This is a genomic window from Streptomyces sp. V3I8 (genome assembly GCF_030817535.1).
Classification (GTDB): domain Bacteria; phylum Actinomycetota; class Actinomycetes; order Streptomycetales; family Streptomycetaceae; genus Streptomyces.
Window position 1 is genome coordinate 5683666 of the sequence record NZ_JAUSZL010000002.1, and the last position, 19437, is coordinate 5703102.

At 73.3% G+C, this 19437-nt stretch carries 14 protein-coding genes and 1 pseudogene; 9 read left to right on the forward strand and 6 right to left on the reverse strand.

Annotated features, from left to right (window positions below; translation table 11 throughout):
- Positions 1–103 precede the first annotated feature (103 nt).
- The 3 genes from QFZ75_RS25265 to QFZ75_RS25275 are packed head-to-tail and all read right to left on the reverse strand — an operon-like array spanning position 104 to position 2693.
- The gene (locus QFZ75_RS25265; protein ID WP_307540386.1) at positions 104–1459 is read right to left on the reverse strand and encodes an FtsX-like permease family protein; all 1356 of its coding nucleotides are present in this window, start codon (positions 1457–1459) and stop codon (positions 104–106) included.
- A complete protein-coding gene (locus QFZ75_RS25270; RefSeq protein ID WP_307540388.1) occupies positions 1456–2163 on the reverse strand; it encodes an ABC transporter ATP-binding protein in 708 nt (235 codons plus the stop codon). Before QFZ75_RS25270 ends, QFZ75_RS25265 begins: the two co-directional genes overlap by 4 nt.
- Complete coding sequence (locus QFZ75_RS25275; protein ID WP_307540390.1) at positions 2160–2693, reverse strand: PadR family transcriptional regulator; 534 nt, start codon at positions 2691–2693, stop codon at positions 2160–2162. Before QFZ75_RS25275 ends, QFZ75_RS25270 begins: the two co-directional genes overlap by 4 nt.
- A gap of 218 nt (positions 2694–2911) precedes the next feature.
- Here QFZ75_RS25275 and QFZ75_RS25280 point away from each other — a divergent pair, with 218 nt between their 5' ends.
- The 3 genes from QFZ75_RS25280 (at position 2912) to QFZ75_RS25290 (ending at position 5891) form a co-directional block, all read left to right on the forward strand.
- Entirely contained in the window at positions 2912–3205 is a 294-nt protein-coding gene (locus QFZ75_RS25280) for a hypothetical protein (RefSeq protein WP_307540392.1), read from the forward strand.
- A complete protein-coding gene (gene malQ / locus QFZ75_RS25285; RefSeq protein WP_307540394.1) occupies positions 3205–5496 on the forward strand; it encodes a 4-alpha-glucanotransferase in 2292 nt (763 codons plus the stop codon). The genes QFZ75_RS25280 and malQ overlap by 1 nt, the downstream gene beginning before the upstream one ends.
- 95 nt (positions 5497–5591) lie before the next feature.
- Positions 5592–5891: a hypothetical protein gene (locus tag QFZ75_RS25290; RefSeq protein WP_307540395.1), complete on the forward strand. Its 300-nt coding sequence runs from the start codon at positions 5592–5594 to the stop codon at positions 5889–5891.
- A gap of 402 nt (positions 5892–6293) precedes the next feature.
- Here the strand turns inward: QFZ75_RS25290 and pepN are convergent, their stop codons facing one another.
- The gene (gene pepN / locus QFZ75_RS25295) at positions 6294–8885 is read right to left on the reverse strand and encodes an aminopeptidase N (RefSeq protein WP_307540396.1); all 2592 of its coding nucleotides are present in this window, start codon (positions 8883–8885) and stop codon (positions 6294–6296) included.
- A gap of 111 nt (positions 8886–8996) precedes the next feature.
- Here pepN and QFZ75_RS25300 point away from each other — a divergent pair, with 111 nt between their 5' ends.
- Together QFZ75_RS25300 and QFZ75_RS25305 are read left to right on the forward strand one after the other, a co-directional pair.
- A complete protein-coding gene (locus QFZ75_RS25300) occupies positions 8997–9497 on the forward strand; it encodes a DUF1203 domain-containing protein (protein WP_307540398.1) in 501 nt (166 codons plus the stop codon).
- 124 nt (positions 9498–9621) lie between these two features.
- A complete protein-coding gene (locus QFZ75_RS25305) occupies positions 9622–10491 on the forward strand; it encodes a hypothetical protein (protein WP_307540400.1) in 870 nt (289 codons plus the stop codon).
- Between the two features lie 183 nt (positions 10492–10674).
- On the opposite strand, the gene QFZ75_RS25310 is transcribed toward QFZ75_RS25305, so the two are convergent.
- Entirely contained in the window at positions 10675–11712 is a 1038-nt protein-coding gene (locus tag QFZ75_RS25310; protein WP_307540402.1) for an aspartate-semialdehyde dehydrogenase, read from the reverse strand.
- Positions 11713–11893: 181 nt separating this feature from the next.
- Between QFZ75_RS25310 and QFZ75_RS25315 the strand changes: the two are divergent.
- A pseudogene (locus QFZ75_RS25315) lies at positions 11894–12449 on the forward strand (RNA polymerase sigma factor).
- 1 nt (position 12450) lies between these two features.
- Positions 12451–13281: a hypothetical protein gene (locus QFZ75_RS25320; protein ID WP_307540404.1), complete on the forward strand. Its 831-nt coding sequence runs from the start codon at positions 12451–12453 to the stop codon at positions 13279–13281.
- A 94-nt stretch (positions 13282–13375) separates the two neighbouring features.
- Here the strand turns inward: QFZ75_RS25320 and QFZ75_RS25325 are convergent, their stop codons facing one another.
- On the reverse strand, positions 13376–16696 hold the full coding sequence (locus QFZ75_RS25325) for a S8 family serine peptidase (RefSeq protein ID WP_307540406.1): 3321 nt from the start codon (positions 16694–16696) through the stop codon (positions 13376–13378).
- A 231-nt stretch (positions 16697–16927) separates the two neighbouring features.
- Here QFZ75_RS25325 and QFZ75_RS25330 point away from each other — a divergent pair, with 231 nt between their 5' ends.
- Together QFZ75_RS25330 and QFZ75_RS25335 are read left to right on the forward strand one after the other, a co-directional pair.
- Positions 16928–17398, forward strand: a complete 471-nt coding sequence (locus tag QFZ75_RS25330) for an NUDIX hydrolase (protein WP_307540408.1) — start codon at positions 16928–16930, stop codon at positions 17396–17398.
- 250 nt (positions 17399–17648) lie between these two features.
- Positions 17649–19409 carry a TIGR03767 family metallophosphoesterase gene (locus QFZ75_RS25335; RefSeq protein ID WP_307540410.1) on the forward strand — a complete coding sequence of 587 codons (1761 nt, stop codon included), beginning with the start codon at positions 17649–17651 and terminating at the stop codon, positions 19407–19409.
- Positions 19410–19437 lie beyond the last annotated feature (28 nt).

Below are 19437 nucleotides of genomic sequence, written 5' to 3' on the forward strand. Positions count from 1 at the left end.
CCCGGAGAGCCGGAGAGCCGGAGAGCCGGAGTTCCGCGGCGCCCGGCGACCGGCATCCCCGGCCCCGACCGAGCCCCGGCCTCACCCCCGGCCCCGGCCCCGGTCACGCGAAGCGCAGCTCCGCCGGGTCGGTCGAGCGCCGCAGCAGCGGGAGCGAGGTCGCGGCGGCGAGCAGGCAGGCCGCGTACACGGCCACCGGCACGAGCAGCGGCGGCAGCACCGGGACGGCGGCGGCGCCCGCGGCCGCCCCGTACGCGAGGTGCGCCGCCGTGCCGCCGGCGCCCGCGAGCAGCATCGCCGGGGCCAGCGGCAGCGCGGTCTCCAGGAGCAGCGCCCGGCCGAGCACCCTCCGCGGCACGCCCGCCGCGGCCTGCGCGGCCAGTCCCCGGCGCCGGGTGGCGAGCGACTCGGCGGTGCCCACGGCGAGTCCGCCCAGGCTGATCAGCAGCGCCACCAGGACGGCCGCGCCCGCCAGGTCGACGCCGGCGAGGTAGAACGCCACCTGGTCCGGACCGTACGGAACGGCTCCGTCCCGCGGGTGGTGCACGAAGTCCAGGAACATGTCGCGTACGCCCACGAAGCCCACGCCCACCACGGCCACCAGGAGGACCGCGGCGTGCGTGCGCGCGGTGGCCCACGGGTCGGCCCGCAGCCGTTCGGCGGCGAGCAGGACGGCGGGGCTCCCGGTCCGGGCGGCGAGCAGCCTGCCGGTGGCCCGCGCGGTGAGCCCGGTCACCGCCACCGCGCCCGCGCCGGTCAGCACCACCACGGAGAACACCAGCGGGGGCAGCGGGGCGGCCCCGGGCCCGGTGTTCCGTACGGCGATCAGCAGGGCGGCCAGACCCACCAGCGCCGCCGGCACCACCACGGCGAGGACGGCCGCCCGGCCGTGCCGCGGGCGCACCCGGCGCACCTGTCCGAGCGGCGACGCCACGACCCGCCGCAGCGCGACCACGCTCACCAGCACGGCCAGGAGCGGCACGGCGAGCGCCACCAGGGCGAAGCCGGCCCACACCGCCGCCGGAGGCCGCTCCCACACGCCCGGCAGCCAGAACGCGGCCGCCGCGGTGACGAGCACCGACCCCGGCAGAGCGGCCGGGCCCGACTCCAGGGCCGCGATGCGCCGCACCTGTGCCGGCGTCGCCCCGGCGAGGCGCAGCCCCGCCATCCTGCGGTCGCGGTGCACGGCGCCGATCCGGGCGCACTGGCCCAGGAGGCCGAGCACCGGCACCCACAGGAGCAGCAGGGTGACGACCACCCCGGCGCGCTGCCCCGGCTGGTTCAGGAGGCCGTCGAAGTAAGGACGGTGCACCTGACCGTGCACCGAGGCGACCGCGACCGCCGCGAGGCCGAGGCCGGTGGCGAGCGCGGACCCCACCGCCGTCAGCGCGACCCGCCACCACTCCCGCCGGTCCGAGCCCCGTGTCAGCAGCCACGCCAGGCGCAGGTCCCCGGTCACCGGTTCACCCCGAAGGCCGCCGCGTCCTCGGTGACGACCCCGTCGCGCAGCGACACCTCACGGTCCGCGTACGCCGCGACCTGCGCGTCGTGCGTGATCAGCAGCACCGCCGTGCCGCTCTCGCGGGCCGTGTGCGCCAGCGTCGTCATCACCTGCTCGCCCGCCAGCGAGTCGAGCGCCCCGGTGGGCTCGTCGGCGAAGACGACCTTCGGGCCGGTCACCAGCGCCCGCGCCAGCGCCACCCGCTGGGCCTGGCCGCCGCTCATCCCGCCCGGCCGCAGTGCCGCCTGGCCGCGTACGCCGAAACGCTCCAGCCACTCGCCCGCCCGCTCGTGCGCGTCCTTGCGGGAGACCCCCGCGAGCAGCAGCGGCAGCGCCACGTTGTCCAGCGCCGTCAGCTCGGGGATCAGCTGCCCGAACTGGAACACCACCCCGAACTCCGTACGCCGCAGCTCGCTCAGCCGCGCCTGCGGCAACCGGTCCAGGCGCCGCCCGTCGTGGACGACCGAACCCTCGTCGGGCCGGACGATGCCGGCCAGGCAGTGCAGCAGCGTCGACTTGCCGCTGCCGCTCGGGCCGCGGACGGCGAGGATCTCGCCCGCGTGCAGCTCCACGCAGGCGCCGCGCAGCGCCAGGGTCCCGCCGTGCGCCTTGGCGAGCCCGCGGGCCACCAGGATCGGCACGGCCTCGTGCGTACTGCTCATGCTGGGTCGACCTCCGCGGTCAAAGTGGTGAGCCGGGCCGCGGTGGTGGTCATCCAGCGCAGATCGGCGTCGAGGTGGTTGAGGGCGTAGTCGGCGGACAGGACCGTCGCGAGGTCGGTGCCCGGCGCGGTCTTGACCGCCGTGAGCTCCCTCATCCGGGCCATGTGCGCCGCGCGCTGGGCGCTCAGGTAGGCGGCGGGGTCGGCGGCGGCGAGGATCGCGCAGACGACCTTGGCGAAGATCTCGTTCGTCACGAAGGGGGCGGGTGGGGTGACGCCGCCCGCCCAGGCGAGGAGTTCCTTCGTCCCTTCCGTGGTGGACCGGTACAGCGTCCGCTCCGGGCCACCGTCCGAGCCGGTCCCGTCGACCTCGGTGAGGCCGTCGCGGACCAGGCGCTGCAACGTCGTGTAGACCTGGCCGTACGCCAGCGGGCGGGCCTGCGGAAAGCGTTCGTCGTGGCGTCGCTTGAGGTCGTAGCCATGGCTCGGCCCTCCGGCGAGCAGCCCCAGCAGGATGTGGCGGGTGCTCATGCGGATCATTATGCACTCGATATATGTACTGAGTGAATAGTTGGGCCCGGAAGTGCCCTGGTGTCGACCCGGGGCATCCGGGTAGATGCTCTTGGTCATATCGCTCGTTCGGGACAGAATGTGACCGGGCGCACGTTGTCCGGGCTGTCACGTCTGCGGGCCCGCCCGCTGGGTAGGGGCTGCCCTGACCCGCCCGCACGACCAGCAAGGAGGCCCCCGTGGCCGCATCGGCACAGCTTCTGCTCTCGGCCCTCTCCAAACGTCCGGCGGACGTGCCCGCCGACCTCGATCCCGACCTAGCTCCCGCCCTCGACCTCGATCCCGACCCCCACCCGCTCTACTGCGTCTTCAGCGCCGAGGGCTCCTGTGCCGAGTCGCCGCTCACCAGTGAGCCGCCGCTGCCCGACGCCGCACCACTCACCAGCGAACCGCCTCTCGCCGACGCCGCGCCCCTGACGAGCGAACCGACGTCCACGGGTGCCGCCGCCGGCCTGGACCCATCGGGGGTCTGATGCCGCTCTCCCGGCTCGCCGCGCTGCACGGCGTCGCCACGTCCTACAGTCCGTCCCCCGGCCGCACGGTCGCCGCCTCGGACGCGGCCGTCGTCGCCGCGCTCGCCGCGCTGGGCGTCCCCGCGGGCACCCCGGACGCCGTCCGGGCCTCGCTCGCCGCGCGCGAGAGGGAACTCCGCGAGCGCCTGCTGCCACCGACGGTGGTGTGCTGGACCGACACCGACACCGACACCGACACCGGCCCCGATATCGACACCGGCCTCGACACCGGCCCCGACAGCGGTGCCGGTGGTGACCCGGTGGCCGGCTCCCGCGGCGGTGTCGCGGAGACGGCGCGCGACGACCACGGGCCGGGGGCCGCGTCCGGCGGCGGTGGCGCGGCCGCCGGCGGCGGCCCTGCCGCCCCGGCGCCCGGCCCCGGCGGGTCCTCCCTCGGCGCCGCCCTCGCCGCGCTGCCCGCCGGCACGCGGCTGAGCGTGCGGACCGAGCAGGGGGAGACCCTTGCCTCCGTGGCGGGACTGCCGACCGGGGTGCACGAGCTGGAGGCCGTCGCCCCCGACGGACGTACCGCGCGGGCGCACCTCGTCGTCGCCCCGACCCGGCTGCCCGCGCCGTCCGGACGGTCGTACGGGCTGCTCGTGCAGGTCTACTCGCTGCTCTCCCGGCGCTCCTGGGGCATGGGCGACCTCGGGGACCTCGCCGAGCTCACCGCCTGGGCCGGACGGGCACTGGGAGCCGGGTTCGTCCAGGTCAACCCGATGCACGCGGCCGTGCCGGGCGCGCCCACCGACCCCTCCCCGTACCGGCCCTCCTCACGCCGCTACCCCGACCCCGTGTACCTGCGGGTCGAGGACGTCCCCGAGTTCGCGTACGTCGACGAAGACGACCGCGAACGCCTCCTCGCGCTCCTGGAGCGGGCCCGCCGGCTGCGCGGGTCCGTGCTGGAGAAGGACGCCCTGATCGACCGCGACGCCGTGTGGGAGCTCAAGCGTGAGGCCCTGGAGCTCGTCCGGGACGTACCGCTGGGCCCCGGCCGGCGGGCCGCCTACTGCGACTTCCTCGCCGAGGAGGGCGAGGCGCTGGAGGACCACGCCACCTACTGCGCGCTCGCGGAGGTGCACGGCTCCGACTGGACGCGGTGGCCGCAGGCCCTGCGCGACCCCCGCTCGGCCGAGACCGCCCGCGCCCGGTCCGAGCTGATGGACCGCGTCGACTTCCACAGCCGGCTCGCCTGGCTGACCGACGCCCAGCTCACCGCCGCCCAGCGCAGCGCCCGCGACGCCGGGATGCCCGTCGGGCTCGTGCACGACCTCGCCGTGGGGGTCCACCCGGGCGGCGCCGACGCCTGGGCGCAGCAGGAGTACTTCGCGGCCGGCATGTCGGTCGGCGCGCCCCCGGACGCGTTCAGCGTGCAGGGCCAGGGCTGGGGGCTGCCGCCCTGGCGCCCGGACCGCCTGGCCGAGTCCGGCTACGCCCCGTACCGCCGCCTCCTGCGCGCCCTCTTCCGGTACGCGGGCGCCCTGCGCATCGACCACGTCATGGGCCTGTTCCGCCTCTGGTGGATCCCGCAGGACCGCCCCGCCACCGAGGGCACCTACGTCCGTTACGACGCCGAGGCCATGCTCGCCGTCCTCGCCCTGGAGGCCTCCCGCGCCGGGGCCCTGGTGATCGGCGAGGACCTCGGCACCGTCGAACCGGGCGTGCGGGAGACCCTCCAGGAGCACGGAGTGCTGGGCACCTCCGTCCTGTGGTTCGAGCGCGACTGGGACGGTACGGGGCTGCCGCTGCCGCCCGGGAGCTGGCGCGCCGACTGCCTCGCCACCGCCACCACCCACGACCTGCCGCCCACCGCGTCCCGGCTCACCGGCGACCACGTCGAACTGCGCGACCGGCTGGGCCTGCTGACCCGCCCGGTGGGGGAGGAGCGGGCCGAGGCGGCGGCGGACGTGGGGGAGTGGCTGGCGCTGCTCTCCCGGCTCGGGCTGCTCCAGGGGGCGGCCGGCGGGGTCTGCGAGCAGTCGGAGGAGGCGGAGATCCAGGCCGTGCACCGCTTCCTGCTGCGCACCCCGGCCCGCCTCGTCGGCGTCTGGCTCCCGGACGCGGTCGGCGACCGCCGCCCGCAGAACCTCCCCGGCACCTGGGACCAGTACCCGAACTGGCGGCTGCCCGTCGCCGACGCCGAGGGACGTCCCGTCACCCTGGAGGACCTCGCCGCCTCGCCGCGGCTGCACGCCCTCATGGAGGTGGTCCGCGAGGGCGCCGCGGCGGGTGGCCGGGAGCCGGCCGGATGAGGCCCGGAGCCCGGGGCGCCGGACGCGAGCCCGTGCGGCGCCCCGTACGGCACCCCGGGCGCGCGGCCGTGACGGGAGTTCGCTACGTTTGCACCGTGGACAAGAAGAACGCCCTGCGCGCCGGCGCCCTGGCTGCCGGTACGACGCTGATGATGCTGATGATGTCGTCCCCCGCGCTCGCGCTGACGCGCGACGACGGCGACGACCCCGCGCAGAAGCTGAGCGTCATCGAGACGCTGGGCCTCTACGTCGCGGCGCCGATCGGGCTGTTCCTGCTGATCGCAGGCCTGGTCTGGGTGCTCGACGGTTCGAGCGACCGGCAGCCGAGGCTCAAGCCGGGAGGCAGGGGCCAGGGCAAGATGGAGGGCAAGGACCAGGTGCACGCCGGGGCCTGACCCCGCTTCTCCGCGGGTCGACGGGTTTCCGCCGAGGGCACCGTCCCGCGTACGTACACGAGCCGCCGGGCCGTACGTGCGTGCGGGATGGTGCCCTCGGTGTGTCCGGCGGCGTGTCCGGGACGTGGCCCTGCGGGACGGCCGCCTGTACGAGACCCTGCGGGACGGCCGGTTCGTCCCCGTGGCCCCGGCCGGCACGGTCGCCGGAACCGATGCCTCCAAGGGCCGGGCGAGCCTGCTGGTCCGGCCGGACGGGTACGCGGGGAACTGCGCGACAAGCCCCCACCGGACCCGCACGACTCCACGCACACCACGTGCCCGCCCGCGCGGCGCGCGTGGAGCGTGGAGGGGGCGCCCGGCAAACGCCGGACGCCCCCCACGTAAGACCCGCGACCGGTACGGCTACCCGGCCGCACCCGCCGCCGCGTCCGCCGCCTGGGCCCGCAGCGCGCGCTCGACGCCGGAGCGGGACTCCGAGATCAGGCGGCGCAGGGCCGGGCTCGGCTCGGCCGAGGCCAGCCACTCGTCCGTCTTCGCCAGGGTCTGCGCGTCGACCTGGACCGCCGGGTAGAGGCCGACCGCGATCTGCTGGGCCATCTCGTGCGAGCGCGCGTCCCAGACGCCCTTGACCTCGGCGAAGTACTTGTCCGTGTACGGGGCGAGCAGTTCGCGCTGGCCGGTCTGCACGAAGCCGCCGATGACGGCCTCCTGGAGGGCGTTCGGCAGCTTGTCGGACTCGACGACCGAGGCCCAGGCCTCCGCCTTCGCCTCCTCGGTCGGGCGGGCGGCCCGGGCGGTCGCCGCGTGGCGCTCACCGGCGGCGGTCCTGTCCCGCTCGTACTCGCCCGCGATCTCGGCCTCGTCGAAGCGCCCCACCGCGGCGAGCCGCTGCACGAACGCCCAGCGCAGCTCGGTGTCGACGGCCAGGCCCTCGACGGTCTCGCGGCCGTCCAGCAGGCTCTCCAGGAGATCCAGCTGCTCGGGCGTGCGGGCGGTCGCCGCGAAGGCGCGCGCCCAGGCCAGCTGGTGGTCGCCGCCGGCCTCGGAGGACCGCAGGTGGGCCAGCGTGGCGTCCGTCCAGCGGGTCAGCAGCGCCTCGCGGGCGTTCGGGTCGGCGTACAGCTCGACGGCCGTCTTCACCTGCCGCTGCAGCGACTGCACGACGCCGATGTCCGACTCCTTGCCGATGCCGGACAGGACGAGCGCGAGGTAGTCGCGGGTGGCCAGCTCGGCGTCGCGGGTCATGTCCCAGGCCGAGGCCCAGCACAGGGCGCGCGGCAGGGAGGCCTCGAAGTCGCCGAGGTGCTCGGTGACGAAGGCGAGGGACTGCTCGTCGAGGCGGACCTTCGCGTACGAGAGGTCGTCGTCGTTGAGGAGGACGACGGCCGGGCGCCGCTTGCCCACCAGCTCGGCGACCTCGGTCAGTTCGCCGTCCACGTCCAGCTCGACGCGGTCACCGCGCACCAGCTTGCCGCTGCCGCCCTGCAAGTCGTCGAGGTCGTACAGGCCCACCGCGATGCGGTGCGGGCGCAGCGTCGGCTCGCCCTTCGCGCCGGCGGGCAGGGCCGGCGCCTCCTGACGGACGGCGAAGGAGGTGATGACACCGTTCGCGTCCGTCTCGATCTCCGGACGCAGGATGTTGATGCCCGCGGTCTGCAGCCACTTCCGCGACCAGGTGCCCAGGTCGCGCCCGCTGGTCTCCTCCAGCGCGCCGAGCAGGTCGGACAGGCGCGTGTTGCCGTACGCGTGCGCCTTGAAGTACGCCTGTACGCCGCGGAAGAACTCGTCCTCGCCGACGTACGCGACGAGCTGCTTGAGGACGCTGGCACCCTTGGCGTACGTGATGCCGTCGAAGTTGACGAGCACGTCGTCGAGGTCGTTGATCTCCGCCATGATCGGGTGCGTGGACGGCAGCTGGTCCTGCCGGTACGCCCACGTCTTCATGGAGTTGGCGAAGGTGGTCCAGGAGTGCGGCCAGCGGGAGTCCGGGGCGTACGCCTGGCAGGCGATGGAGGTGTAGGTGGCGAAGGACTCGTTGAGCCACAGGTCGTTCCACCACTCCATCGTCACGAGGTCGCCGAACCACATGTGGGCCAGCTCGTGCAGGATGGTCTCCGCCCGCACCTCGTACGCGGCGTCCGTCACCTTCGACCGGAAGACGTACTGGTCGCGGATGGTCACCGCGCCCGCGTTCTCCATCGCGCCCGCGTTGAACTCCGGGACGAACAGCTGGTCGTACTTCGCGAACGGGTACGCGTAGTCGAACTTCTCCTGGAACCACGCGAAGCCCTGCCGGGTGACCGCGAAGATCGCGTCCGAGTCGAGGAACTCGGCGAGCGAGGGCCGGCAGTAGATGCCCAGCGGCACGCTCTGCCCGTCCTTCTCGTACACGCTGTGCACCGAGTGGTACGGGCCGACGATCAGCGCCGTGATGTACGAGGAGATGCGGGGCGTCGGCTCGAACTCCCAGACGTCGTCCTTGGGCTCCGGCGTCGGCGAGTTGGAGACGACGGTCCAGCCCGTCGGCGCCTTCACGGTGAACCGGAAGGTGGCCTTCAGGTCGGGCTGCTCGAAGCTCGCGAAGACCCGGCGGGCGTCCGGCACCTCGAACTGCGTGTAGAGATAGGCCTGCTGGTCGACCGGGTCGACGAACCGGTGCAGGCCCTCGCCGGTGTTGGTGTACGCGCAGTCGGCCACGACCCGCAGGACGTTGCGGCCGTCCAGGATGCCCGGCAGCGCGATCCGCGAGTCCTTGAAGACCTCGGCGGGATCCAGGGAGTCACCGTTGAGGACAACCTCGTGGACGGCCGGGGCGACCAGGTCGATGAAGGACTCGACGCCGGTCTCGGCCGAGTCGAAACGCACCGTGGTCACGGACCTGTAGGTGCCGCCCTCCTGCGCGCCGGAGAGATCGAGATCGATCTCGTACGAGTCAACGGTGAGCAGCTTCGCCCGCTGCTGCGCCTCTTCGCGGGTGAGGTTTGTGCCAGGCACGCGGTCATCTCCTCGTTATGTGTGGGTTGCGTCATCCTTCCACGGCGGCTGCCGCAGTGCGATGTCCGTTTCCCGCCGGTCTCCCGGGCGGGCGCGGGCCACGCTGGAGTCATGACCAGCCACCACGCACGACCCATCGGGCCCCAGGCGCTGAAGGAACTCCGGGAGAGCGACGACGCCGGGCAGCCGTGCGTCCCCGTGCAGGACACGGAGGGCGGGGCCCCGCTCCGCTGCTGCCTGCGGCGCAGCGAACCGGGGGAGTGGATCGCCCTCGTCTCCTACGCGCCCCTTCGCCGCCGGGCCGCGGAGACGGGGGCGCGGCCCGGCGCGTACGACGAACAGGGACCGGTGTTCGTGCACGCCGAGGAGTGCCGGGGTCCCGGCCCGGCCTCCGCCGGGTATCCCTTCGCCCGGCCCGGCGTCCTGCGCACGCTGCGCCGCTACTCGGCCGACGGCCACATCCTCGGTGGCCACTTCCTGGAGGTTCCGCAGGCGGCCGACGAGGCACTGGACGCGGCTCTCACGGAGGCCTTCGTCGCCGCCGAGGTGGCGTCGGTGCACGTGAGGGCCGTCGAGTACGGCTGCTTCCTCTACGAGGTGCGCCGTCCCTGACGGCGACGGGTACCGGCCGGAACCGGCCCGGACGTGGGCAGGGGGGAGTGATCCGTAAAGGACGGGGCACTCGGATTCGAGTCAAGTAGCCCGACTATGAACCTAGTTGTGGGGGAACGTCCTGATGGCAGCGAAGCGTGTCCTGGGAGTCGCGACCGTCCTGGTGCTCACCGCGGGAGTGGCCGGCTGTTCCGACGGCGGCGACAGCGGCGACGGCAAGTCGAAGGACGGGGCGAAGGGGGCGTCCTCGACCAAGGGCGCGTCCGAGTCCCAGGTGGTACGGGCCGCCTACCGGAAGACGACCGCGGCGGACACGGCGAGGATGACCCTCGCCACGAAGGCGGCCGCCGCCGGCAAGACCGTGACGGTGCGCGGCACGGGGGTGATGGACCTGGAGGACGGCGACAGCACCATGACGATGACGTCCCAGGGCCAGAAGATCGAGCAGCGGGTCCTCGACGGGGTCGTCTACCAGAAGGTGCCCGCCGGGCAGCGCGCCCAGCTCGACCTGCCCGCGGGCAAGACCTGGATGAAGATCGACCCAGCCAGGCTGAACGGCTCGAACGGGCAGGTCAACGACCCGGCCGAGTCCTTCGCGTTCACCAAGGGGGTGACCGACCGCGACGTCACGAAGGTCGGCACGGAGACGATCGACGGGACCCGCACCACGCACTACCGCGTCAAGGTCACCGTGAAGGACCTGGCCAAGGGCGATCAGGCCAAGGCCGACCAGCTGGAGAAGCAGCTGGGCACCTCGGCGCTGCCGCTGGAGATGTGGCTCGACGACGAGGGCCGGCTGCGCCAGGAGACGATCAAGCTCACGCTGAGCCCTCGGACGGGCGAGGGACAGAAGGAGCAGACGGTCACCAGCACCACGACGCTCAAGTTCACCGACTTCGGCACCGAGGCCGACGTGGAGGCCCCGCCTGCCGCCGACACGGTGGACGTGACGAAGAAGCTCGCGGACGCCTCGAAGGCCCAGAGCACGACCTGACGGAACCCCCGCAAGGGCGCGGGGAACGGCGCGCCCGGCGGCCTCACGACGACCGGCACCCGGCCAGGCCCCGCAAGGGGCGCGGGGAACGGCGCGAGCAACCCCCGTGGAGCCGCACTCCGCACACCACACGACCCGCGTCCGCAGGACCGCCCGGCGGTCCTGCGGACGCGGGTCGTTGCGTCAGACCGCGGCGGCGGACAGCTCCGCCGCCACCAGCTCCGCGATCTGCACAGCGTTGAGCGCAGCGCCCTTGCGAAGGTTGTCGTTGGACACGAAGAAGGCGAGACCGTGCTCCACGGTCTCGTCGGCGCGGATGCGGCCCACGAAGGACGGGTCCTGGCCGGCGGCCTGCAGCGGCGTCGGGATCTCCGAGAGGGCGACCCCCGGGGCCCCGCCCAGCAGCTCCGTGGCACGCTCCACGCTCAGCGGCCGCGCGAACCGGGCGTTCACCTGCAGCGAGTGGCCCGAGAAGACCGGCACGCGGACACAGGTGCCGGAGACCTTGAGACCAGGGATCTCCAGGATCTTGCGCGACTCGTTGCGGAGCTTCTGCTCCTCGTCGGTCTCGTACGAGCCGTCGTCCACGAGGGAGCCGGCCAGCGGCAGGACGTTGAAGGCGATGGGCCGCGCATAGACGCCCGGCTCGGGGAACTCGACCGCCGAACCGTCGTGCGTCAGCCTGTCCGCGTCGGCGACGACCTTCTGCGCCTGGCCGTGCAGCTCGGCGACACCGGCGAGTCCGGAGCCGGAGACCGCCTGGTAGGTGGCGACGACGAGGGCCTCCAGGCCCGCCTCCTCGTGCAGCGGCTTCAGCACGGGCATCGCGGCCATCGTGGTGCAGTTCGGGTTGGCGATGATCCCCTTGGGCCGGTCCGCCACGGCGTGCGGGTTGACCTCGGAGACGACCAGCGGGACCTCGGGGTCCTTGCGCCAGGCGGACGAGTTGTCGATCACGACCGCGCCCTGGGCGGCGACCTTCTCGGCGAGGGCCCTGGACGTGGCGCCGCCCGCGGAGAACAGCACGATGTCGAGGCCGGTGTAGTCGGCCGCGGAGGCGTCCTCGACGGTGACCGGCGCGCCCTTGTAGTCGATCGTCGAACCGGCCGAACGGGCCGAGGCGAACAGCCGCAGGGTCTCCACCGGGAAGTCGCGCTCGGCGAGGATCCTCAGCATGACCGTGCCGACCTGACCGGTGGCTCCGACGATTCCTACCTTCACAGCGACTCCTTCTGCCTGTTCCTCATGGGCCGGGATTCCATCATGTGTCCCACCCCGGCCCATGTGTCCAATCCTTTGCCCGCGCACTGAGACGGTGTGACGTACGCCTCCGCCGGAGCCGGTCGAACGTTTCGCACGCCCCCCGCGTCCTAGGGGAAACGCGGCGAGGGGAGAAGTGGCTGTGCTGCGCAGAAGAGCCCGCCGCGTCCAGGGGGACGGGGAGGCGGCCGGGGGGCCGCTCGACGACCCCCTGGACGCGGCGCAGGAACGCCGGGTGCGGGCCGTGCTCGCGCTCGGCGGGGTGCCGCAGGCGGACCTGCCGGACGGGGTGCAGCAGGTCCGCCTGCGGCTCCTGGAACGGGCGGCGAGCGGGACCGAGGCACCGCGTGACGTGTCGGCGTGGGCGGCGGTCGTCGCCTCGAACCTGGCCATGGACTGGCACCGGGCCAGGCGCCGGCAGGAGCGGATCGGCGAACGCCTGGCCTCGCTGCGGCCCGCGGAGCACGCCGTGGACGACTCGGGCGAGGACACGAAGGTGCTGTCCCTCGCCGTGGCCCGGGGCCTGGACGAACTGCCCGACGCCCAGCGGCAGATTCCTCGTGCTGCGCTTCTACGCCGACCTGCCCGTCCGCGGGATCGCCGAGGAGCTCGGCATCCCGGAGGGCACGGTCAAGAGCAGGCTGCACACGGCGGTCCGCGCGCTGCGCACCCGCCTGCACGAGGACGAGGTGGTGTGACGTGTCCGCGTACGAAGGAGCCGAGGACGAAACCGGGTACGAGGGTGTCGACGCGCTGCTGGCCGCGCTCACGGACGAGCCCCTGCCCGCGGGAGCCGGGGACGACGCGCTGTTCATGGCGGAGCACCGGTCGGCGGTCGCGGACGTGGCCCTGCTCAGGGACCAGCTGCGGCTCATGGGGGACGCCCTGGCCGGGGAAAGACCGCCCCCCGGCCGGGACGTCCGCGGCCCGCGGGCACCCGCAGCGGCGCACCGGCCGGTGCGCGCGTCCGCGCCGCTGCGACCGCCGGAACCCGCCGGCCCCCGCCGCCCGGGCCGGTACCGCCGTCACACGGGAGCGGCCGTCGGCGCGCTGGTCGTCACGGCGGGCACGGCGCTGCTCGGCGGACTGGTGTGGCTCGGGGTGCAGGGAGGGGCCGGCGGTGACGGGAGCGGCGACTCGGCGGCCTCGAAGCAGGAGGACAGCGCAGGCGACCTCGGCCCCTCACCGCAGACGCACCTCGCGTGCGCGAAGGTCCTCGTCGAGGGGACCGTGCGCGGCGTCACGGCCGCGGGCGCCGGGAACGTGCACGTCGTCCTGGAGGTGAAGCGCTACTACCGCCCCGAGCGGTCCGTGGCGGAGCACCCGACGATCACCGTCACCCTGCCGGAGGAGGCGCGCGAGGACCTGAAGGCCGGCACGTACGCCCTGGTGCGGGTGCCGGTGTTCGCGCGGGACCGGCTCGACTGGGAGACCGGTCCGGGGGTCGCGGACGCCCGCGGGGACATCCTGGAGGCCCTGCCGGGGGCCCGCGGTATGAAGTGCCCGGGTCCGGACGAGGGCCGCGGCTGAGCGGGACACCGCACAGCGGAACGGAGAGGGCGGGCGCCCGGTCACCCGGACGCCCGCCCCGCTGTTCCTGCTGCTGTTCGTGTCGCTGCCCCGGTTACGGCACGACCTTCTCGATCAGGACGTTGCCGGTGCCGGCCGCGGTGCCGCGGGCGTTCACGAGCTGTACGCGCCCGAAGAACGTGCGTCCCTCCGGCGCCGCCGCGTTCGCGACGACCTTCGCGGTGACCGACGTGGACGCCCCGGTGGCGAGCTTCACGGGCGTCGGGTCGACCTCGATCTGTCCGAGCGAGGGCGCGAAGTACACGTCCAGGTAGTCGTACGCGGTGGTGCCGGCCGGGATCGAGTAGCCGGCGACGAGCACGCGGTACTGACCGGCCGCGGGCGACGGGACGGAGACGGCCTCCTCGGAGTCGCCGTCCGCGGACGAACCGACCTCGTTGCCCTGCGCGTCGTAGACCGACAGGTCCAGGTCGGCGGCGGCGTCCGAGACGTTGCCGATGCTCACGTCGAGCGATTCGGCGCCCGCGGGCACGTCCACCGTGACGATGTCCGTGGCGCCCTCGGCGATGGTCGGCCGCGTGCTCTTGGAGGAGCCGAGCGGACCGCCCTGCAGGGAGCCGTCGACCGCGGCGAGCTTGTTCGTCACCTTCCACGAAGCCGGCGTCGGCGTGCCGACCTTGGCCTCGGGGACGGTCACGACCGCCGGGTCGAACTCGGCGCCCAGCACCTCGACGCCCAGCTTGTACGGGTTGTCCAGCAGCGGCGACGTACGCCGGGACTCGACCTCGATCTCCCAGACGCCCGGCTGCGGGTCGCTGTAGGAGCGCAGGTCGGGGCGGCAGCCGTTGCCGTCGAGGTAGTTGTTGTAGCAGAACGGCGTGGACGTGTTGTCGATCGGGACGCCGTACGGGTGGATGGCGATGAACCGGGTCTGGCTCCCCGTCTTCAGTCCGCCGATCGCGACCTCGAGGTTCTTGGCGCCTTCGGGGACGGTCACGTAGTACGAGGTGCTGGAGTTGCGCTGCACCGTGCCGGACGCCGCGTAGGTGTACTTCTGCGGGGCGGACAGCGGGGCGGAGACGACCACCGTGGTGAGCACCTGCTTGTCGACGCCCTCGGTGCGCGGGTCGTCGACCTCCAGGATGGCGCTGCTCAGCCCGGCGTTCTCAGGCCTGGCCTCGACCTTGACCGTCACCGGCTCGTTCAGCGGCAGCGAGACCTCGTCCTTGCCGACGATCCGGAACGTCTTGTCCCGGTTGTTCGCCAGGTGCAGCTCGTGCCGGATCGCACGGTCCGCGCCGGTGGTACGGGTCACGGTGACGTCGTACGTCTTCTTCTGACCGGCCTTGAGGCCGCCCTCGCGGTCGTAGAGACCGGTGCCGAAGCCCGGGGTCTTCAGTGCGAAGTCGATCGCGGTGTCGACCGGGGCCTTGACGCCGTACTCGTGGGCGGTGGCGCCGCGGCGGATCGACTTCCAGGCGTCCTCGATGTCGATGAGGCCCGCACCCTCGGCGTACGCCTGCGTGCCGCTGATGTGGTCGGCGGTCGAGGTGAGCGCGGTGCGCAGCTTCGCCGGCGTCAGGTCGATGTGCTTCTGCTTCGCGGCGCTCAGCAGCAGCGCGGAGGCGCCCGCGGCCTGCGGGGACGCCATCGAGGTGCCCTGCAGCATCGAGTAGCCGGGCGGCAGGGAGTAGCCCGCCTCGGCGACCGGGCCGCCGGGGAACCAGGTCTGCGTGGTGTTGATGGCCGCGCCGGGCGCGGTCAGCGTCGGCGTGAAGCCGCCGTCCTCACGCGGGCCGCGCGAGGAGAAGGGCAGCATCGCGTACTTCTTCTCGACGGCCGAGCCGTAGTTGGCGGCCCAGGTCTGCTTCGAGATGGACGCGCCGACCGAGATGACCTTGTCGGCCAGGCCGGGGTCGCCGATCGTGTTGGCACCGGGGCCGGAGTTGCCGGCCGAGATGACCAGCTGCACGCCGTAGGTGTCGATGAGGCGCGTGTAGAGCTCGGCGCGCGCGTTGTTGCCGTCGTTGAGCGCCGGCAGGCCGCCGATCGACATGTTCACGATGTCGACGCCGCGGTTGGCGACGAGGTCGATCATGCCCTCGGTGAGCGCGACGTTCGTGCAGCCGCCGGTCCAGGTGCAGGCACGGGAGGAGACGAGCTTGGCGCCGGGCGCCGCGCCGTTCATCTTCCCGCCGAACAGCTTGTTGGCGGCGGTGATGCCGGCGACGTGCGTGCCGTGCTCGGACTCGATGATGCCGATGTTGACGAAGTCGGACTTCTTGCCGACCCAGGTGCCGCCCAGCGGGTCCATCGGGACGTCCTTGCGGATCTCCACGACGAACGGCACGCGCTCGGCGATGGCCGTCGCCGGGTCGTCGGTACCGAAGTAGCCGACCTGGTAGCCGTCCTTGTACGGCTTCATCGGCGCGTCGTCGGTGAAGTCGTTGTTGTCGTTCAGGTCGACGCGGACCGTCCCGGCCGCGGCGTCGTAGAGGACGCCCCAGCTGTCGGTGGTGTCGCCGTCGCGGTTCAGGTCGCCGTTCGCGTCGCCGCCGGTGGACGCGGACTCGCGGAAGCGGCTGACCGCGTAGTCGCCGGCCGGGGCCTTCCAGCTCTCACCGTCGAAGGTGAAGGCCGGGCCCGAGCGGGCGTTGGTCATGGCACGCCAGGTCGCGTCGCCGTCGACCAGCGGGTCGGTCGCCGTCACCCAGTCGACGATCTTGCGCTCGCCGGTGGTCGTCCTCTGCAGCGCGGGGTGCGCCACGTCGACACCGGAGTCGAGGATGCCGATGGTGACGCCGCGGCCGTCCGCCTTCGGGTTGTCCTCCACGAAGTCGACGGCACCCGTCTCGAAGGACGGGTTGTACGGGTTCTCGGCGGGGGTGTTCTTCCCGGGGGCCGGGTAGGTGCCGGCGGTCGGGGTCTTCTTCGCGCCCCTGGCCGTGTCGGCGGACGGCGTCGGGTCGTCCAGCGCGATCTCCTGGCGCAGGTCGATGCCGTGCACGGAGGAGAGCTTGGAGGCCGCCGCGATGGCCGCCTCGGCCCGGGCGGTCGGGACGGTGGCGCGGACGTAGCCGAGCTTGTCGTAGGTGCGGCCCACGGAGCCGCCCTTGACCGCGTCCAACTGCCCCGCGACCTGCTCGGTCTGCCCGGGAGCGGTGGCGACCATCATCGTGACGTTCTTGTCGCCGGCCGCCCGCGCCTCGGCGAGGAGGTCCGCGTCGGCCGAACCGAGCTTGCCGCTCGCGGACTTGACCGGCGTGTCGGCGGCGGGGGTGCCCGGGTCGTCCGCGGAGAAGGCCATGGGTATCGGCCCGACCGCGGAGAGAGCGGCCACGAGACCGGCGGCAACGGCTATGCGTGCCGCACGTCTCGCTCCGCTGATCGGAGCGCGCTGAGAGTTGAGGGTCATCAGCATCCTTGTGAGTAAAGGAAAAGTCCGTTCACGATCGGATCTACATCGAATCGATCGCGTCAGTCCGGAATGTGAACCCGGATGACCGCTCAGCTTTACCCACGAGACGGACGTTTGGGGAGAGCTGACTGAGGCGTGAAGTGTTCATGGCGTAATTCCGCCATACGCCATGCGGTCGATCTCCGGCCAAACCGGTACGGTCGGATGCCTCTGGCGTAACGTGCGGCCATGCGCGAGCAGTTGCGGGTGGCGGCCTACGCCGTATGCGTGCGGGACGGGCGGATGCTCCTCGCACGCTGGGTGGCGAGGGACGGCGGCAGGCGCTGGACGCTGCCGGGCGGCGGCATGGACCACGGCGAGGACCCGTACGACACCGTCGTCCGGGAGGCCGAGGAGGAGACCGGCTACACGGTCGAACCCCTCGCCCTGCTCGGCGTCGACTCGAACCGGCTCATCCGTCCGCGCCGTTTCGGCGGCACCGACTTCCAGGGCCTGCGCCTCGTCTACGAGGCCCGCGTCACCGGCGGCGAACTGCGCCACGAGACCGGCGGCTCCACCGACATGGCGGCCTGGCACCCGCTCGACGAGGTGCCCGCGCTGGAACGCGTGGGGCTCGTCGACGTGGGACTCGCGCTCTGGCGGGAGCGCCCCGCGGCCGGGCGGGTGACGGGCGTCCCGGAACATCCCGCGGACACCTGAATCCGGACGGCGGACCCGTCCCCTACCCCGCCGGATGAACATGGAGTGACCGGCCCCCCTCCGTCCGGAGAGGGCTCGGTGGACGCGCAGGGTAGTCCGAGATCGACGTACGGTGATGGGCGTCGTGCGTTGCCGTCCAGTTAACGCACAGGCCACCCCCGGTGCCAACCATCCAGTAAGAGCGGGAAGTTCGCGTGAGCGGACCGCCCGCGACCTCTGCTGAAGCGTCCGCACCCGGGGAGACCGCGCCATGTCGCGCATACGCTCTGTCGCCACCGCCGCTCGTGACCGCCGCGCCTTCCTGGCCGCCACCGGGGCGGTGTCCCTCTCCGCGGGCATCGGCCTCGCGCTGCGGCCCGGGACCGGCGAGGCCGCCGCCGGCACCGCCGCCACCACGCACGGCCGGCCCGTCGCCGTCTCCCGCAGGGCGCCTGCCGCGCCCCTGGCCCCGTACACCCGCGGCACCAGCCTCTCGACCGTCGCGGCCGCCCGCCCGGGGTCCGGGTACCGGCGGCTCGGCGACGGGCCCGCCTGGCCGCGCGTCGTCCGCGGCGACCTGGCCGCGCCCGGCGCCGGCCGGGCCGAACGGCGCACCGCGCTCGCCGCGTTCGTGCAGTTCACCGACCTGCACCTGGTCGACGTGCAGCACCCGCTGCGGTACGAGTACCTGCGCGCGCAGACCGCCAGTGCCTGGCGCCCCCAGGAGTCCCTGTCGGTGGCCGGCGCGGTCTCGCTCGTCGAGCGGGTCAACGCGCTGCGCGGCGCCCCCGTCACCGGCTCCCCGCTGCACTTCGTGATGACCACCGGCGACAACACCGACAACAACGCCAGGACGGAACTGGACTGGTTCCTGAAGGTGATGAGCGGTGGCCGCATCACCCCCAACTCCGGTGACCCGGACCGCTACGAGGGTGTCCAGAACAGCGACCTCACGCTGTACTGGCAGCCCGAGTCGGCCCTGCGCGACGCCGACAAGCAGCTCGGCTTCCCGCGCATCGACGGCTTCCTCGCCGCCGCGATCCGCGAACTGCGCAGCCCCGGCCTCAACCTGCCCTGGTACTCCACGGTCGGCAACCACGACTCCCTGCCCGGCGGCTGCTACGCGCCCGGCGACTCCTTCTTCGCCGACTTCGCGGTCGGCGGCAGGAAGCTGATGACGCTCGACGAGTCGGTCGGCACCGCCCTGTGGAAGAACGTGAAGAAGGGCGGCGACCCCAGGGGCGCCGGCTTCAAGGAGATGCTCACGTCCGAGGGGCGAAGGATGCGTTCGGTCACCCCGGACGAGGGCCGCGCCCCCTTCACCCCCGCCGAGTACCTGCGGGCGCACCTCGACCCGGCCCACACGGGCGCCGGCCCCGTCGGACACGGCTACTCGCAGGCCAACCTCGCCGCGGGGACCCAGTACTACACGTTCCGGATCGCCGACGACCTGCTCGGGATCAGCCTCGACACCACCGACCCGGGCGGCCACTACGAGGGCTCGCTCGGCACCGCGCAGCTGCGGTGGCTGGAGCGCACGCTCAAGGCGGCCGGGAAGGACGGGGAACACGTCATCGTCTTCAGCCACCACACCAGCAGGACGATGCGCAACCTCCGCGAGGACCCGGCGCACCCGGGGGAGCGGCGGCACGGCGGCGACGAGGTGCTGGCCGTGCTCGGCGCCCACCGCCCGGTGCTGGCCTGGGTGAACGGCCACAGCCACAAGAACGACATCACCCCGCACCCCGCCCCGGGCGGCCGCTCCTTCTGGGAGGTCTCCACCGCCTCGCACGTCGACTTCCCGCAGCTCGCCCGGGTGATCGAGATCGCCGACAACCACGACGGCACGCTCTCCCTGTTCACCACGCTCATCGAGTCCGCGGCCCCGCACAGGACGAACGTCGACGACCTCTCCCAGACGGGCCTGGCAGCCCTCTACCGGGAACTCTCCTTCAATGCCCCGGGCGCCCGCACGGACCTGAGCGGCGCCCCGGAGGACCGCAACACGGAACTCGTCCTGAAGAAGAGCTGAACGGAGGCGCCCCGTAGGGGGCGCGGGG

Coding starts and splice junctions, on each gene's coding strand:
- QFZ75_RS25270 (WP_307540388.1), bottom strand. CDS start 2,163: ATGAGCAGTACGCACGAGGCCGTGCCGATCCTGGTGGCCCGCGGGCTC.
- QFZ75_RS25275 (WP_307540390.1), bottom strand. CDS start 2,693: ATGAGCACCCGCCACATCCTGCTGGGGCTGCTCGCCGGAGGGCCGAGC.
- malQ (WP_307540394.1), top strand. CDS start 3,205: ATGCCGCTCTCCCGGCTCGCCGCGCTGCACGGCGTCGCCACGTCCTAC.
- QFZ75_RS25300 (WP_307540398.1), top strand. CDS start 8,997: ATGACCAGCCACCACGCACGACCCATCGGGCCCCAGGCGCTGAAGGAA.
- QFZ75_RS25305 (WP_307540400.1), top strand. CDS start 9,622: ATGGCAGCGAAGCGTGTCCTGGGAGTCGCGACCGTCCTGGTGCTCACC.
- QFZ75_RS25325 (WP_307540406.1), bottom strand. CDS start 16,696: ATGACCCTCAACTCTCAGCGCGCTCCGATCAGCGGAGCGAGACGTGCG.
- QFZ75_RS25330 (WP_307540408.1), top strand. CDS start 16,928: ATGCGCGAGCAGTTGCGGGTGGCGGCCTACGCCGTATGCGTGCGGGAC.
- QFZ75_RS25335 (WP_307540410.1), top strand. CDS start 17,649: ATGTCGCGCATACGCTCTGTCGCCACCGCCGCTCGTGACCGCCGCGCC.